The organism is Rhodococcus sp. 06-470-2, from assembly GCF_002258235.1.
Classification (GTDB): Bacteria; Actinomycetota; Actinomycetes; order Mycobacteriales; family Mycobacteriaceae; genus Rhodococcoides.
In genome coordinates this window covers 354,404-368,782 of the sequence record NZ_NOYB01000032.1, presented here as the reverse complement: position 1 = coordinate 368,782, position 14,379 = coordinate 354,404, and the positions used below count along the sequence as shown (strand labels likewise).

Below are 14,379 nucleotides of genomic sequence, written 5' to 3'. Positions count from 1 at the left end.
CCGTAGACTCGCGACCATGGAATTCGCCAAAGGCCACGGAACTCAGAACGACTTCGTCGTGCTGCCGGATCCGGCAGCCGAGCTCGAACTCACCAGGTCGGCGGTGTCGGTGTTGTGCGATCGACGCCAGGGCCTCGGTGCCGACGGGATTCTGCGCGTCGCCCGGGCCGGTGTGCTCCGAGATGCAGGCGTACTCGACCGAATGCCGCCGGGTGTCGAGCCCGAGGACTGGTTCATGGACTACCGCAACGGTGACGGCACCATCGCCGAGATGTGCGGCAACGGTGTGCGGGTGTTCGCGCACTACCTGCGGGTGCACGACCTCGAACAACGTGACCAGTTCGTGGTGGGTTCGCGGGCCGGTGCTCGCGCTGTGACCGTTCACTCGTTCGACGACACCGACGCCGATGTCACCGTGGCGATGGGGGACGTCACGCTGATGGGCTCGAGCTCGGCGACCCTCGCGGGCGGGACGTACGAGGGCATCGGAATCGACGTCGGCAATCCTCATCTGGCCTGTGTCGACGGTGCGTTGACACGCGCATCTCTCGGCGCGCTCGACTTGTCCCAACCGCCGACACTGGATTCCGAGTTCTTTCCCCACGGTGCGAACGTCGAGATCCTGACCAGGCTCGACGACGGTGCCGTCCAGATGCGTGTGTTCGAGCGTGGTGTCGGGGAGACGCGATCCTGTGGCACCGGAACCGTGGCAGCGGCCGCAGCGGCGCTGTCCTACGAGGGCCTCGAGACAGGGGAGGTGAGCGTCGGTGTGCTCGGCGGTCGGGTGCGTGTGAACATCGATCACGTCGGTGCCACTCTGCGCGGGCCGTCGGTGTTGCTGGCCCGGGGCGAGATCGACGACCGGTGGCTGAAGGCTCAGTCCTGACGATCGCGCAGGCCTCGGCACCCACGTGGACCGAAACCCGCGTGCATACGCTGGGCTTTTCGTGGATCATGGAGCTCGTATGACGAACTCACATGAAACATCCCCTGCAGGCGAGCCGGTCGACGACGGTCGCGACGACATCGACGGCGCTTCCGAAACCGAATCCGCCTGGACCCGCGAAGAGTCCGACGCGTGGTCGAGACGACTGGCTCGGTCTCCGCTCGGCGACGAGAATTCCCCGTCCTCCGGCGACATGCAGCTCGAAGACCGCACCGCGCTGCGTCGAGTGGCCGGACTGTCCACCGAGCTCACCGACGTCACCGAGGTCGAGTACCGGCAGCTGCGGCTCGAACGCGTCGTGCTGGTCGGAGTCTGGACCACCGGCACGGCCGCGCAGGCCGAGTCCAGCATGACCGAACTGGCTGCATTGGCCGAGACCGCCGGCTCGGAGGTGCTCGAAGCGCTGATGCAGCGACGCGACAAGCCCGATGCCGCGACGTACATCGGTTCCGGTAAGGCCAAGGAGGTGCGCGACATCGTCCTCGCGACCGGCGCCGACACGGTCATCTGCGACGGTGAACTGACCCCTGCTCAGCTCAATGCGCTGGAGAAGGTCGTCAAGGTCAAGGTCATCGACCGCACCGCGCTGATCCTCGACATCTTCGCCCAGCACGCGACCTCACGAGAAGGCAAGGCGCAGGTCGCGTTCGCGCAGATGGAATACATGTTGCCCAGGCTTCGCGGCTGGGGCGAATCCATGTCGCGGCAGGCCGGTGGACGGGCAGGCAGCAACGGTGGTGTGGGTCTGCGCGGACCGGGTGAGACGAAGATCGAGACCGACCGTCGACGCATCCGTGAGCGCATGGCCAAGCTGCGCCGTGAGATCAAGGGCATGAAGCAGGCCCGCGACACCAAACGCGAACAGCGCCTGAGCGGTACGGTGCCGTCGATCGCTATCGTGGGCTACACCAACGCAGGCAAGTCGAGCCTGCTCAATGCGCTGACCGGATCCGGAGTGTTGGTTCAGAACGCTCTGTTCGCCACCCTCGATCCCACCACGCGCAAGTCGACGCTCGAGGACGGTCGCGAGATCGTGCTGACCGACACGGTCGGCTTCGTCCGGCATCTTCCGACTCAGTTGGTCGAGGCGTTCCGCTCGACGCTCGAGGAGGTCACCGATGCAGATCTGCTGCTGCACGTGGTCGACGGTTCGGATCCTCTTCCGATCGATCAGATCAAGGCCGTGCGCGAGGTGATCACCGAGGTGGTTCGCGAGCAGGACGCGAAGATGCCGCCGGAGTTGTTGGTGGTCAACAAGATCGACGCTGCCGATCCGGTTCAACTGACTCAGCTGCGCGGGCTGCTCGACGGCGCTCGATTCGTCTCGGCCAAGACCGGCGAGGGAATCGACGCTCTGCGAGATCATCTGGCCGAGATCCTCTCCGAGCCGGACGTGTTGGTCGATGTTCTCGTGCCCTACACCCGTGGTGATCTGGTCGCGCGAATCCACACCGACGGCCGGATCGTGAAGACGGCCCACGAGGAAGAGGGCACGCGTGTGGAAGCTCGTGTGCCGCAATCGCTTGCGGCGGCGCTCGTCGAATTCACGGCGATCGTGCCCAGCGTCTGACCTCGGTGGTGGGACCACGGCTGGTGGCCCGCGGTGCTGTCGTGGCTGTCGTGGCCTCGGCCGCCGCATTCGGGGGAGTCGCCTCGGGTGCACCGATCGAGACCGAAACCTATTGTGGTCCAACCGATCCTGGACTCGCGGAGTTGTCGGGGCTGACCTCGATCGACGGCGTCCTCTACGCGATCGGAGACAGCGGAGCCGATGATCGGGTCGCCGAACTCGATGCGAACTGCGCGGTCGCGCGATGGATCGACGTGCCCGTCGACCCGTACGACGTCGAGGACCTGACGTCGTACGACGGCTCGCTGTGGTTGGCGGACATCGGCGACAATCGGATGCGCCGCGACACAGTGGCATTGACGCGAATGGAACCGGCCTCGGGCGCGGGCGAATTGTACCGATTGACCTACCCCGACGGCGCGCACGACGCCGAGACGATACTGATCGAGCCCGGTGGTAGGCCGGTGATCGTGACAAAGGATCTCTCGGGCGTGAGCGGGGTGTACGTACCCGCCGCCGACCAATCGGTCGCAGATCTGTCCAGCCCTGGCCCGACGCCGATGCGCAAGGTCGGAGAACTGGCGTTCACGGCGACCGACACGGTCGGTGGGCCGCCGTTCGTGGTCGGATCGATACTGGCGACCGGGGGAGCGGTGAGCGCCGACGGTGCCGTGGCCGCAGTGCGCACCTACACCGACGCCTACCTGTTCCGCGTGTCGGACGGGGACATCGCGTCGGCATTGGTCGATCCGGCAGCGCCTCGCGCCGTGGTGCCGCTGCCCGACCAGCCGCAGGGCGAGGCTCTGGTCTTCACCGACGACGGTTCCTTGCTCATCGCATCCGAGGCCGGATTCGGATCCGCGGAGGCCACGCTTCCGCCGCTCCTGCGGGTCCCCGACGCGGTCGATCTCGAGATGTCTGCCCCCGAACCTGTTGCTGTGGAGCCGGTATCGCCGACCGTCGTTCCCGAGCAGTCGGCACAGACGCCGACAGCGACGGACTCGGAATGGACATTCCGAGCGGCCGTCGCTGCCGGTGTGGTGCTGATCGCCGGAGCGGTGGGATTCACCGTCCGGCGATCGATGCGTTCTCGCTAGGCGCTTGGCCAAACAGTCTGGTCAGGCATCCAAGTCTGCTTCGACGAGGGCGACCACCTTGTCGTGTGCTGCCTGGTCGTCGCTGCTGACGGTGACCTCGGTGCCCTTGGTGGCACCGAGCGTCATGATCATCAGGGCCGAACCTGCGTCCACGGGCTCGGAGTCGGCCACTGCGAGGGTGACGTCCACGCCGGCTTCGGCGACGGCGTCGGCGATCAGTGCTGCGGGTCGAGCGTGCAGACCGATCGAGGATCCGACGGCGACTGTGGTGCTGGGCATGTGGTGCTCCTTCGTAGTGGGGTTGTTGCGATCGTAGCGAGTGTCAGACGGTGGCGAGTGCCGGATCGAGCTCGGCCTCGGTCGGGGCGTTCTTGCCCTTGACGAACTGCTTGGCCGAGACGACCAGGAACGCCGAGACGATGGTGCCGACGGCCAGAGACACGATGAACCACAGGATGTTTCCGATGGCGAAGAACACGAAGATTCCGCCGTGGGGAGCGCTGAGGGTGACGTCGAAGGCCATGATCATGGCACCGGTGACTGCGCCGCCGGCCATCATCGAGGGGATGACGCGGAACGGGTCCGCCGCGGCGAACGGAATCGCACCCTCGGAGATGAATGCTGCTCCGAGGAACCAGGCTGCCTTGCCGTTCTCACGCTCGGCTTCGGTGAACAGACGCGAGCGAACGGTCGAGGCCAGTGCCATGGCCAGCGGCGGCACCATACCTGCGGCCATGACAGCTGCCATGATGCGCAGTGATGCGGTGTCGGTGACCGACAGGCCTGCGGTTGCGAATGCGTAGGCAGCCTTGTTGACCGGTCCGCCGAGGTCGAAGCACATCATCAGGCCGAGAATGATGCCGAGGATGATGACCGAGGAGCCGCTGAGACCGTTGAGCCAGTCGGTCAGTCCGCTGGTGATCGCGGCGAGCGGCTTGCCGAGCAGCAGGAACATGATCGCGCCGACGATGAGGGTGGCGAACAGCGGGATGATGACGACGGGCATCAGGCCACGCAGTACCGCGGGGATCTTCCATTTGCTGATCCACAGTGCGACGAAGCCGGCGATGAGACCACCGACGAGGCCGCCGATGAAGCCTGCGCCGACGAGAACGGCCACGGCACCGGCGGTGAAGCCTGGCGCGAGTCCCGGCCTGTCGGCGATGGCGTAGGAGATGTAGCCGGCCAGTGCGGGCACCAGGAAGCTGAAGGACAGTGCGCCGATCTGGAAGAGCACGGCACCGAGGTAGGCGGCGATTCCGCCTTCGGGGAGGGAGGTGATGGAGTTGTTGACGACGATGTCCTCGGCAACTCCGGAGATCTCGTATCCGCCGAGCAGGAAGCCGAGGGCGATCAGCAGACCGCCGGCGGCGACGAACGGAATCATGTAGCTGACGCCGGTCAAGAGAATCTGGCGGATGCGGGTGCCCCAGCCGAGTTCGCCCGCGGATTCGGTGGAGCCTGCGGCCACTGCGGTACCGCCGACGCGGGCTGCGTCCGGGTTCAATGCAGCGCGAAGGGCTTCGGTGAGCATGACGTCGGGCTCGTTGATGGCGCGCTTGACGCCCGAGGAGATGACGGGCTTACCGGCGAACCTCTCCCTACCCTTGACGCCCACATCGGTTGCGAAGATGACTGCTTCGGCTCCGGCGATGATCGAGGGGTCCAGCGGCGTGCTGCCGCTCGAGCCCTGGGTCTCGACGTGAACGGTGACTCCGGCACGCTCGCCCGCTGCGACGAGTGAATCGGCAGCCATGTAGGTGTGCGCAATTCCGGTGGGGCAGGCGGTGACTGCGACGATGTGCTTCGGGGCAGTGGTCTCGGCCGGGGTGGCGGCCGCGCTGTGCTTGGCAGTCGACACAGGAGCTGCGGCCGGGGCCGTCACGGCCGGCTTGGCGGCGGGGTTGATGACCCCGTCGACGAGGGTGACGATCTCGGCGGCCGAGGACGCGTTGCGCAGGGAGGTGACGAATTCCGGCTTCACCAGTGCGCGCGCAAGGCTCGAGAGCAGCTTCATATGGGCCGAACCGGCACCGGCAGGAGCGGCGATGAGGAACACCAGGTCCGCGGGGCCGTCGGGGGCACCGAAGTCGACCTTCGGGTTCAGGCGGGCGAATCCGAGAGAGGCCGAGGTGACCGCTTCGGAGCGGCAGTGCGGGATGGCGATGCCGCCGGGCAGGCCGGTTGCCGACTGCGCCTCGCGGGCCAGAGCGGCGTCGCGCAGGGCATCGGTTTCGGTTGCGCGACCCGCGGAAGCCAGAACGCCTGCGAGGCGTTCGATGACGGCTTCCTTGGACTCGCCGAGATCGGCGTCGAGGAGGATCAGATCCTCGGCGATGATCTGCTGATCTTCGGTGGGGGTGGACATTGCAGGCTCCTAGAGACGGTTCGAAGAAGGGGAGAGCGTGGACGGAGTGACGGAGGTGGGGATGTCGAGCGCACGGACCGTCACCGAATTCGGGTGGGTCTGCTCGGGCAGGGGAAGCGTGGTGCCTGGAAGCGCGGTCGCTGCCGTTCCGTAGGCGACGGCGCGGCGGAGTTTGTCTGCATCGGAACAGTTCTCGGCGTCGGCGAGGATGTAGCCGGCGAGCGAGGAATCGCCTGCGCCGACCGTGCTGACCGCGGTGATCGGGGGCGGGCTGGCGTACCAGGAACCGTCCTCGGTGACCAGTACGGCTCCGGCACTGCCGAGAGTGGCAAGTACCGCGCCGACGCCTCGGCCGAGAAGGATCGTGCTGGCTGCGATGGCAGCCGTCGGATCACCCTGCGCCGCTGCGCTTTCCAGCTCTTCGGAATCGTACCCGGTGAGTTGGGCGAGTTCCTCGGAATTGGGTTTGATCAGATCGGGTGCCGACTCCGGGAAGGCAGCGGCGAGAGCGAGCAGCGGCTCGTCGGAGGTGTCCACCGCTACCTTCGCCGACGTGGCACGCAGGGCAGTGACGAGCTCGGCATACCAGTCGACGGGGAGGCCCGGCGGGAGCGAACCGGAGAGAACCACCCATTCGGCATCGACTGCGAGAGCGAGGATCCGCTCCCGCAGCTCAGCACGGGTCCGCTCCGACACCGTGGCACCGGGCTCGTTGATCTTGGTGGTGGTGCCACCGACTTCGCTCACCGTGATGTTGGTCCGCGCCGGACCCGACGTCGGAACCGCGGAATACCGCACTCCCTTCGCGGCCATCGCGTCGAGCAGGGGGTCTCCGACGTTGGCCGGGAGAACTGCCAACGCCCCGACTCCCGATCCGCCGAGAACGCGAGCGACGTTGACGCCCTTGCCTCCTGGGTCGATGGCCGACGTCGATGCCCGGTGGACGCCGCCACGGACGAGCGGCGTGTCGAGCGTGACCGTCCGGTCCATGCTCGGGTTGGCCGTGAGTGTGACCATCATGCGATCACCACCTCGATTCCTTTGTCGCTGAGATTCTTTCGGTCATTTATCGAGATGTCGCTATCGGTGACGATGACATCGATGGAGCCCACTCGGGCGAAGCTGACCAGATGCTCGCGCCCGATCTTCGACGAATCCGCCAGCACCACGACATGATTGGCTGCCTCGACCATGGCACGCTTGACGGCTGCCTCGTCACTGTCGGGAGTGGACAGTCCGTGCCCGACGCTGATGGCATTGGTGCCGATGAACGCGACGTCCACCCGGAGCCATTCGAGGGCACTCAGCGCTTCGTCGCCGACTGCCGCCTGGGTGGTCCCGCGTACCCGCCCGCCGAGTAGTCGAAGGTTGACATTCGACATCGTCGCGGCGCGCGCGGCGATCGGGACCGAGTTGGTCACCAACGTCAGTTCGCGGTCGTGAGGAAGCAAACCGGCAAGTCGACCGGTTGTGGTGCCGGCATCGAACACGGCGCTGCCTCCGACGGGAGGGAGGAAGGACAGGGCGGCGGCCGCGATCGCGTCCTTTTGATCGGCCCGAGTGAACTCTCGTTCCGAGACGCCCGGTTCGAGTGTGGTCAGGGCCGATGCGGGCACTGCTCCACCGTGGACGCGGCGCACGACACCCATTCGATCGAGGGTGGCTAGGTCGCGGCGCACGGTTTCCGTTGTGACGCCGTAGGTGGCGGAGAGATCGTTGACGGAGACGCGGCCCTGGGTGCTGATGAGTTCGGCTATGGAGTGCTGTCGTTCTTCTGCGTACACCTGCGTCTCCTTCCTCGTTGATGTTGCTTTATGTTGTTTTACGCCCGTGTGTGTTGACATGTCAAGGGTTTGGAGTAATCTCGGTCACAACACAAGCGACTGATGGCCCCCACCACAGCTCGCCGGACAGTACGAAGACCTTTGTTCACGCAGGATCCGAGGAGGACCACATGACGGGATCGGTTAGCACCGCTTCGACCGGACACAGCGACACGACAGTCGATGCAGCCGGAATCGGAGCAGCGCAGACCACGCTGCACGGCACGCCTGTCGTGCCCGGCGTGGGATACGGCCGCGTGATCCGCCCCGGTGCCCGTCCCGCCATCCCTGCCGATACCGGCGAGGTGGCCGAGGCGGATCGAGATGCCGAGAAGGACGTCTTCGACGCCGCAGCGAACGCCGTCGCCGCTCGACTGCGCGGTCGCGCGGAGCTGGCGACCGGAGCTGCCTCGGAAGTCCTGTCGGCCAACGCCGCGATGGCAACGGACCGCGGCTGGCTGGGAGCCGCGCGCTCCTCGATCGCCAAGGGCAGTTCGGCCGTCACCGCGACAGCGGCGGCGACGGACAAGTTCGCCGCGATGTTCACCCAGCTCGGCGGACTGATGGCAGAGCGCGTGACCGACCTGCGCGACATCCGTGATCGCGTCATCGCCGAGATCCTCGGCGTTCCGGAGCCCGGTGTTCCGGTGCCGGACGAACCGTCCGTGCTGTTCGCCGACGACCTGGCACCCGCCGACACCGCCGGCCTCGACCCCGCGCTGATCGTGGGTCTGGCCACCTCGCTGGGCGGTCCGACCAGCCACACCGCGATCATCGCGCGTCAGTTGGGCATTCCGTGCATCGTCGCCGTGGCAGGCCTCGACGACATCGCCGCGGGTACGAACGCATCGGTGGACGGCACCAGCGGCCGGATCGAACTCGAACCCGATGCCGAGTCGGCCCGCGCCGCCGTCGTCTCCGCCCGCGACGAGCTCGACCGGGTGTCCCAGTGGGTCGGTCCCGGTACCACCGCCGACGGCCACGCGGTCGACATTCTCGCCAACGTCCAGGACGGTGCCGGTGCTCGCGCGGCGCGATCCAGTGCAGCGGACGGCGTCGGACTGTTCCGTACCGAACTGTGCTTCCTCGACCGCGACTCCGAACCCACCGTCGACGAGCAGGCCGAGATCTACGCCCAGGTACTCGACGCGTTCGCGGGCAAGAAGGTCGTCGTACGGACGCTCGACGCAGGCTCGGACAAGCCGCTTCGGTTCGCCACGCATCCCGACGAGGCAAACCCGGCCCTCGGCATTCGCGGAATCCGCATCGCCGAGGCCGACCGCGGGATTCTGTACCGGCAGCTCGACGGCATCGCGGCAGCCGCGAAGGCGACCGACTCCTCCCCGTGGGTGATGGCTCCGATGATCGCAACCGCGTTGGAAGCGAAGGATTTCGCCGCCGACGTCCGTGAACGAGGACTCACCCCCGGTGTCATGATCGAGGTACCCGCAGCCGCGCTGCTCGCCGAACACATCCTCGAGCACGTCGACTTCCTGTCCATCGGCACCAACGACCTGGCGCAGTACACGATGGCCGCCGACCGCATGTCCGCTCAGCTCGCAGGCCTGACCGATCCGTGGCAGCCGGCGGTACTGGCACTGGTCGCCCACACCGCTGCCGCGGGAGCCAAGGCAGGCAAGCCGGTCGGGGTCTGCGGCGAGGCCGCTGCCGATCCGCTCCTGGCCTGTGTGTTGGTCGGCCTCGGCATCACCTCTCTGTCCGCTGCATCGGCTGCCGTCGCGCACGTGGGTTCGAAGTTGGCGACGGTCACGCTCGATCAGTGCAAGGAAGCGGCCGCCGCAGCCCTGAAAACGGACAGCACCGCCGCCGCCCGCGAGGCAGTGAGCGCGATCCTCGGCTGATCCAATAGTGTTGCCTTCCATCATGAGAACTCTGGGTTGGACGCTGCACGGAAACGGAAAGACCGTCGAGGCCGGGGCGGTGGTCTCACCCGACGAACGATTGACGTGGCCACGCACCATCGGTATCGGAATGCAGCACGTCGTCGCGATGTTCGGTGCGACACTGCTGGTTCCGACGATCACCGGATTTCCGGTATCGACGACGCTGCTGTTCTCGGGCATAGGAACGGCACTGTTCCTCGTCATCACTCGAGGGCGCGTTCCCAGCTACCTGGGTTCGTCCTTCGCTTTCCTGGCCCCGCTCGGTGCCACCCAAGCGAACGGACCCGCCGCCCAACTCGGAGCGGTCCTGTGTGTCGGCCTCGTACTGGCCGCCGTCGGCGTCGTAGTGAAGTTCGCGGGCCAACGGGTACTCGACGCGGCCATGCCGCCCGTCGTGACCGGTGCCGTCGTCGTGCTCATCGGGCTGAACCTGGCGCCGGCCGCCACCACGTCGTTCGAGGCACAGCCGCTGATCGCAGCCGTCACCCTGATCGCGATTCTGCTGGCGACGGCGCTCGGACCCGGCTTGATCGGACGACTCGGAATTCTGCTCGGTGTCGTCGTGGGGTGGTTGTTCGCCGCCGTCACCGGAGGCATCGCGCAACCGCGTCTCGACGCACTGAGCGCGGCGAGCTGGATCGGTCTGCCCGAGTTTCGCGGTCCGTCCTTCGAGCTGTCGGTGATCCTCGTGGCGCTGCCGGTGGTGATCGTCCTCGTCGCCGAGAACGTGGGACACGTCAAAGCCGTCGCCGCGATGACCGGCAAGAACCTCGACGACGTGGCCGGTGACGCATTGATCGCCGACGGGCTGGCGACCACACTCGCCGGAGCAGGCGGCGGTTCGGGAACCACCACCTACGCGGAGAACATCGGTGTCATGGCTGCCACCCGCGTGTACTCGACCGCGGCGTATTGGGTCGCATCGATCACGGCGACGGTGCTCGCGTTCTCGCCCAAGTTCGGTGCGCTGATCTTCACCGTCCCCGACGGGGTCATCGGCGGCGCGACTCTGGTGCTGTACGGCCTGATCGGGCTTCTCGGCGTACGCATCTGGACCGACGCGAAGGTCGACTTCACCGACCCGGTCAATCTCATCGTCGTTGCGGCGGCGCTGGTCGCCGGAATCGGTGACCTGACACTGTCCGTCGGATCGGTCGAACTCGGCGGTATCGCCTGGGGTTCGGTGGGCATCCTGCTGGGGTACCCGATCGTCTCGGCGCTCGCCAGGAGTGCAGGCACCCGAGGTCGTTAGCGGGGTCGGTCACGGATCGCGCGCGTTTTGGTCATCGACCGCCCCGACGCCGCGGACGTAGTGTGTCCCTGTGACGTCAGTCGTACCGGCGATCGAGATTCGTAGAGATTTCGCGTGGTCGCTGCCGGTACGCACCGAACAAGGAGACATTCGTGGAACGCACACTTTTCGAGCCCGAGCACGAGCTGTTCCGGGAGTCGTACCGGAAATTTCTCGATCAGCACGTAGCGCCGAACCACGCGAAGTGGGAAGAGCAGAACATCGTCGATCGCGACGTCTGGGTCGAGGCCGGTAAGCAGGGCTTCCTCGGAACGGCAGCGCCCGAGGAATTCGGCGGCGGCGGAGTCAAGGACTTCCGCTACAACGCCATCGTCACCGAGGAAACGACCCGTGGCGGATACAGCGGTATCGGTTTCACCCTGCACAACGACGTCGTCGCGCCGTACCTGATCGATCTCGCGAACGACGAGCAGAAGGCGCGCTGGCTTCCCGGATTCTGCTCCGGCGAACTGATCACCGCGATCGCGATGACCGAGCCGGGAACCGGAAGCGACCTGCAGGGCATCAAGACCAAGGCGGTACGTGACGGCGACGACTGGGTGCTCAACGGCTCGAAGACGTTCATCACCAACGGAATCAACGCCGATCTGGTGATCGTCGTGGCCTGCACCGACCCCGAGAAGGGCGCACAGGGCTTCAGTCTGCTGGTCGTCGAACGTGACATGCCCGGATTCGAGCGCGGCCGCAACCTCGACAAGATCGGCATGAAGGCCCAGGACACCGCCGAACTCAGCTTCACCGACGTTCGTGTGCCCGCCGCCAACCTGCTCGGCGACGAGGGCATGGGCTTCATCTACCTGATGCAGAACTTGCCGCAGGAGCGACTCTCGATCGCTGTCGTCGCCGCCGCGGCAATGGAATCGGCACTGGACATGACGATCCAGTACTGCCGCGACCGCAAGGCCTTCGGAAAGTCGATCGGCAAGTTCCAGAACACGCGCTTCGTGTTGGCGGAATTGGCCACCGAAACTACCGCCACCCGCATCATGGTGGACAAGTTCATCGAACTGCTCAACGCGGACAAGTTGACTGTGCAAGAAGCCGCCATGGCGAAGTGGTGGACCACCGAGAATCAGGTCAAACTGATCGACCGGTGCCTGCAGCTGCACGGCGGCTACGGCTACATGAAGGAATACCCGATCGCCAAGGCGTACATGGATTCCCGTGTACAGACCATCTACGGCGGCACCACCGAGATCATGAAGGAGATCATCGGCCGCGGATTGAATCTGTGATCCGCTGATCCGAGAGACGCGAAGGGCCGCAGCACTCCTGTGCTGCGGCCCTTCGCGTGTCACCTCGGTGACGATCCCTACAGCTTGCGCATCACGGTGACGACCTTGCCGAGGATCGCGGCGTTGTTGCCCGGGATCGGCTCGAACAGCGGGTTGTGCGGCAGCAGCCACACCTCGCCCTTGGACCGCTTGAAGGTCTTGACGGTGGCCTCGCCGTCGATCATCGCAGCGACGATGTCGCCGTTGTCGGCCACGGACTGCTGACGAACCACCACCCAGTCACCGTCGCAGATGGCCGCATCGATCATCGATTCACCGACCACCTTGAGCAGGAACAGCGAACCCTGTCCGACCAGCTCGCGGGGGAGCGGGAAGACGTCCTCGACGGCTTCCTCGGCCAGAATCGGACCGCCTGCAGCGATCCGGCCCAGTACCGGCACGAATGTCGGGGTAGGCAACCGATCCTGCTCCTCGGACGCCTGCGATCCGTCGACCGCGGCGGCTGCCTGATCGGCCTGCACCTCGTCGAGACCGCGGACGTCGACCGCGCGGGGCCGGTTGGCGTCGCGCCGGAGGAAACCCTTGCGTTCGAGCGTACGGAGCTGGTGAGCGACGGAGGAGGTCGATGTCAGGCCGACCGCGTCACCGATCTCTCGAATGCTCGGTGGGTAACCGCGCTCGGTCACCGAAGCCCGAATGACCTCGAGTACCTTCCGTTGCCGCTCCGTCAGACCCGCGCTGATGTCGGTGCCGACTTCCATGGCCTTGGATGTCGGTTCTGCGGCAGGCTTACCCGCTGCGGCCTTCGGTGCGGTGGCCCTGGCTCCGGTCGCCTTGGAACCGGTGGTCGTGGAAAGCGTGGTCGACCTCGTCGAGGTCTCGTCCTTCATGCTGTCGGCCTCCTGCTGGTGTCCTGGATCCGGTCTGCGTGGTAGGTCTGCGCGGACTGGAGTTGATGGTGTCGACTCGTGTGGCGTGTGGTTTCTGACACGAATCTAGCGTGTATCAGCTGTTGAATCAAACATCTGTTCGACTCGTGTCGCGTTTTCTGCAGACTTTGTCGGAGGCTCGTGATAGAACTTCGAACAAGCGTCCATCGAACGCCTGATCGAACAATCGATCCAACGAGCGAAGTCGAGGTTCCGATGACCATCATCACCGATCGCCCCACCGCCGCCGGTGTCCGCGCCCGATCCACTGCCGTCGAGCGCCGCCGCCGGGCGCGTCCCGTTCTGCAGAGTCCCATCGGAACGCACGGTGTCACGGGACCCCGCACACAGAGTTCACCGTGCCTCCCGGTCCTCGATTCGTCGTGGACCGATGTCACCGATCGCGAGCAGGCCGATCGCGAGTTCGACGCGACCTCGGCGCACTTTGCCGGCCAGCCGGTTCGGATGCGTTCGATCGTGCTGACGGTGTTGGCGGTCCTGGTGGTGGCGGGCGGGCTGATCGGCATCGCGAACCTGCGGGCCGTCGCCCCCGATGCCGGCGCGCAACCGGCGGGTGTGGTCGAGGTGCACGACGGAGCTGTCGTCGAGTACACGCCCGGCAGATGACCACCGGCACCGTCGGGTTCGAGGAGACTGAGTATCCTCGACAGACTGCCCCGATGTGCGTGCTCGTCGTCGGAGCATCGGCTACGACGGAGGATCCCTCATGCATTGCCCGTTCTGCAGGCATCCCGACTCACGCGTGGTCGACTCGCGTGAGATGGACGAGGGGCAAGCAATCCGGCGTCGTCGCTCCTGCCCGGAGTGCGGTCGCCGATTCACGACGGTCGAGGCCGCAGTGCTGGCCGTCGTGAAACGCAGTGGTGTCACCGAGCCGTTCAGCCGAGAGAAGGTCGTCAAGGGAGTCCGTCGCGCCTGCCAGGGCAGAGATGTCGACAACGACGCGCTGAACCTTCTGGCACAACAGGTCGAGGACGCCATCCGTGCAGCGGGATCCGCGGAGATCCCCAGCAACGAAGTGGGCTTGGCCATTCTCGGTCCACTCCGCGACCTGGACGAAGTGGCCTACCTGCGCTTCGCTTCCGTCTACCGCTCGTTCAGCTCGGCAGAAGACTTCGAGAAGGAAATCCACGAACTGCGCAAGCACCGCGAGTCCGCAGACATCGACTGACAG

Annotated in this window: 13 protein-coding genes; 8 read left to right on the top strand and 5 right to left on the bottom strand. The window is 66.0% G+C overall.

Features of this window, described 5'->3' with window-relative positions:
- The first annotated feature begins 16 nt into the window (after positions 1-16).
- From dapF to CH276_RS17310, 3 genes are all read left to right on the top strand, one after another.
- Entirely contained in the window at positions 17-886 is an 870-nt protein-coding gene (gene dapF, locus CH276_RS17320; RefSeq protein WP_094630083.1) for a diaminopimelate epimerase, read from the top strand.
- A 79-nt stretch (positions 887-965) separates the two neighbouring features.
- Positions 966-2,516 carry a GTPase HflX gene (gene hflX, locus CH276_RS17315; protein ID WP_230597009.1) on the top strand — a complete coding sequence of 517 codons (1,551 nt, stop codon included), beginning with the start codon at positions 966-968 and terminating at the stop codon, positions 2,514-2,516.
- A 41-nt stretch (positions 2,517-2,557) separates the two neighbouring features.
- Complete coding sequence (locus tag CH276_RS17310) at positions 2,558-3,613, top strand: hypothetical protein (RefSeq protein ID WP_254924120.1); 1,056 nt, start codon at positions 2,558-2,560, stop codon at positions 3,611-3,613.
- 21 nt (positions 3,614-3,634) lie between these two features.
- On the opposite strand, the gene CH276_RS17305 is transcribed toward CH276_RS17310, so the two are convergent.
- The 4 genes from CH276_RS17305 to CH276_RS17290 are packed head-to-tail and all read right to left on the bottom strand — an operon-like array spanning position 3,635 to position 7,765.
- On the bottom strand, positions 3,635-3,892 hold the full coding sequence (locus CH276_RS17305; RefSeq protein ID WP_032397893.1) for an HPr family phosphocarrier protein: 258 nt from the start codon (positions 3,890-3,892) through the stop codon (positions 3,635-3,637).
- A gap of 43 nt (positions 3,893-3,935) precedes the next feature.
- Positions 3,936-5,981 carry a PTS fructose transporter subunit IIABC gene (locus tag CH276_RS17300; protein WP_032397894.1) on the bottom strand — a complete coding sequence of 682 codons (2,046 nt, stop codon included), beginning with the start codon at positions 5,979-5,981 and terminating at the stop codon, positions 3,936-3,938.
- 9 nt (positions 5,982-5,990) lie between these two features.
- Positions 5,991-7,001 carry a 1-phosphofructokinase family hexose kinase gene (locus CH276_RS17295; RefSeq protein WP_032397895.1) on the bottom strand — a complete coding sequence of 337 codons (1,011 nt, stop codon included), beginning with the start codon at positions 6,999-7,001 and terminating at the stop codon, positions 5,991-5,993.
- Complete coding sequence (locus tag CH276_RS17290; RefSeq protein WP_032397896.1) at positions 6,998-7,765, bottom strand: DeoR/GlpR family DNA-binding transcription regulator; 768 nt, start codon at positions 7,763-7,765, stop codon at positions 6,998-7,000. The genes CH276_RS17295 and CH276_RS17290 overlap by 4 nt, the downstream gene beginning before the upstream one ends.
- Positions 7,766-7,935: 170 nt before the next feature.
- Here CH276_RS17290 and ptsP point away from each other — a divergent pair, with 170 nt between their 5' ends.
- The 3 genes from ptsP to CH276_RS17275 all read left to right on the top strand — a co-directional run bounded on the left by ptsP (position 7,936) and on the right by CH276_RS17275 (position 12,255).
- Positions 7,936-9,666, top strand: coding sequence for a phosphoenolpyruvate--protein phosphotransferase (gene ptsP / locus CH276_RS17285; RefSeq protein WP_254924119.1), 1,731 nt, complete (start codon positions 7,936-7,938; stop codon positions 9,664-9,666).
- A 22-nt stretch (positions 9,667-9,688) separates the two neighbouring features.
- Positions 9,689-10,960 (top strand): uracil-xanthine permease family protein, encoded by a 1,272-nt coding sequence (locus CH276_RS17280; protein ID WP_176459292.1) that lies wholly within the window; start codon positions 9,689-9,691, stop codon positions 10,958-10,960.
- Positions 10,961-11,112: 152 nt separating this feature from the next.
- Positions 11,113-12,255, top strand: a complete 1,143-nt coding sequence (locus CH276_RS17275) for an acyl-CoA dehydrogenase family protein (RefSeq protein WP_045195435.1) — start codon at positions 11,113-11,115, stop codon at positions 12,253-12,255.
- A gap of 77 nt (positions 12,256-12,332) precedes the next feature.
- Here CH276_RS17275 and lexA read toward each other — a convergent pair whose 3' ends face one another.
- A complete protein-coding gene (lexA, locus tag CH276_RS17270) occupies positions 12,333-13,016 on the bottom strand; it encodes a transcriptional repressor LexA (protein WP_032398406.1) in 684 nt (227 codons plus the stop codon).
- Positions 13,017-13,400: 384 nt separating this feature from the next.
- On the opposite strand from lexA, the gene CH276_RS17265 reads away from it, so the two are divergent.
- The gene (locus CH276_RS17265; protein ID WP_094630082.1) at positions 13,401-13,811 is read left to right on the top strand and encodes a hypothetical protein; all 411 of its coding nucleotides are present in this window, start codon (positions 13,401-13,403) and stop codon (positions 13,809-13,811) included.
- 100 nt (positions 13,812-13,911) lie between these two features.
- Complete coding sequence (nrdR, locus tag CH276_RS17260) at positions 13,912-14,376, top strand: transcriptional regulator NrdR (protein ID WP_008716872.1); 465 nt, start codon at positions 13,912-13,914, stop codon at positions 14,374-14,376.
- Positions 14,377-14,379: the final 3 nt, after the last annotated feature.

What these genes read in the sequence shown, in the direction of transcription:
- dapF (WP_094630083.1), top strand. Translation starts at nt 17, where the DNA reads ATGGAATTCGCCAAAGGCCACGGAACTCAGAACGACTTCGTCGTGCTG.
- hflX (WP_230597009.1), top strand. Translation starts at nt 966, where the DNA reads ATGACGAACTCACATGAAACATCCCCTGCAGGCGAGCCGGTCGACGAC.
- CH276_RS17305 (WP_032397893.1), bottom strand. Translation starts at nt 3,892, where the DNA reads ATGCCCAGCACCACAGTCGCCGTCGGATCCTCGATCGGTCTGCACGCT.
- CH276_RS17300 (WP_032397894.1), bottom strand. Translation starts at nt 5,981, where the DNA reads ATGTCCACCCCCACCGAAGATCAGCAGATCATCGCCGAGGATCTGATC.
- CH276_RS17295 (WP_032397895.1), bottom strand. Translation starts at nt 7,001, where the DNA reads ATGATGGTCACACTCACGGCCAACCCGAGCATGGACCGGACGGTCACG.
- ptsP (WP_254924119.1), top strand. Translation starts at nt 7,936, where the DNA reads ATGACGGGATCGGTTAGCACCGCTTCGACCGGACACAGCGACACGACA.
- CH276_RS17280 (WP_176459292.1), top strand. Translation starts at nt 9,689, where the DNA reads ATGAGAACTCTGGGTTGGACGCTGCACGGAAACGGAAAGACCGTCGAG.
- lexA (WP_032398406.1), bottom strand. Translation starts at nt 13,016, where the DNA reads ATGGAAGTCGGCACCGACATCAGCGCGGGTCTGACGGAGCGGCAACGG.
- CH276_RS17265 (WP_094630082.1), top strand. Translation starts at nt 13,401, where the DNA reads ATGACCATCATCACCGATCGCCCCACCGCCGCCGGTGTCCGCGCCCGA.
- nrdR (WP_008716872.1), top strand. Translation starts at nt 13,912, where the DNA reads ATGCATTGCCCGTTCTGCAGGCATCCCGACTCACGCGTGGTCGACTCG.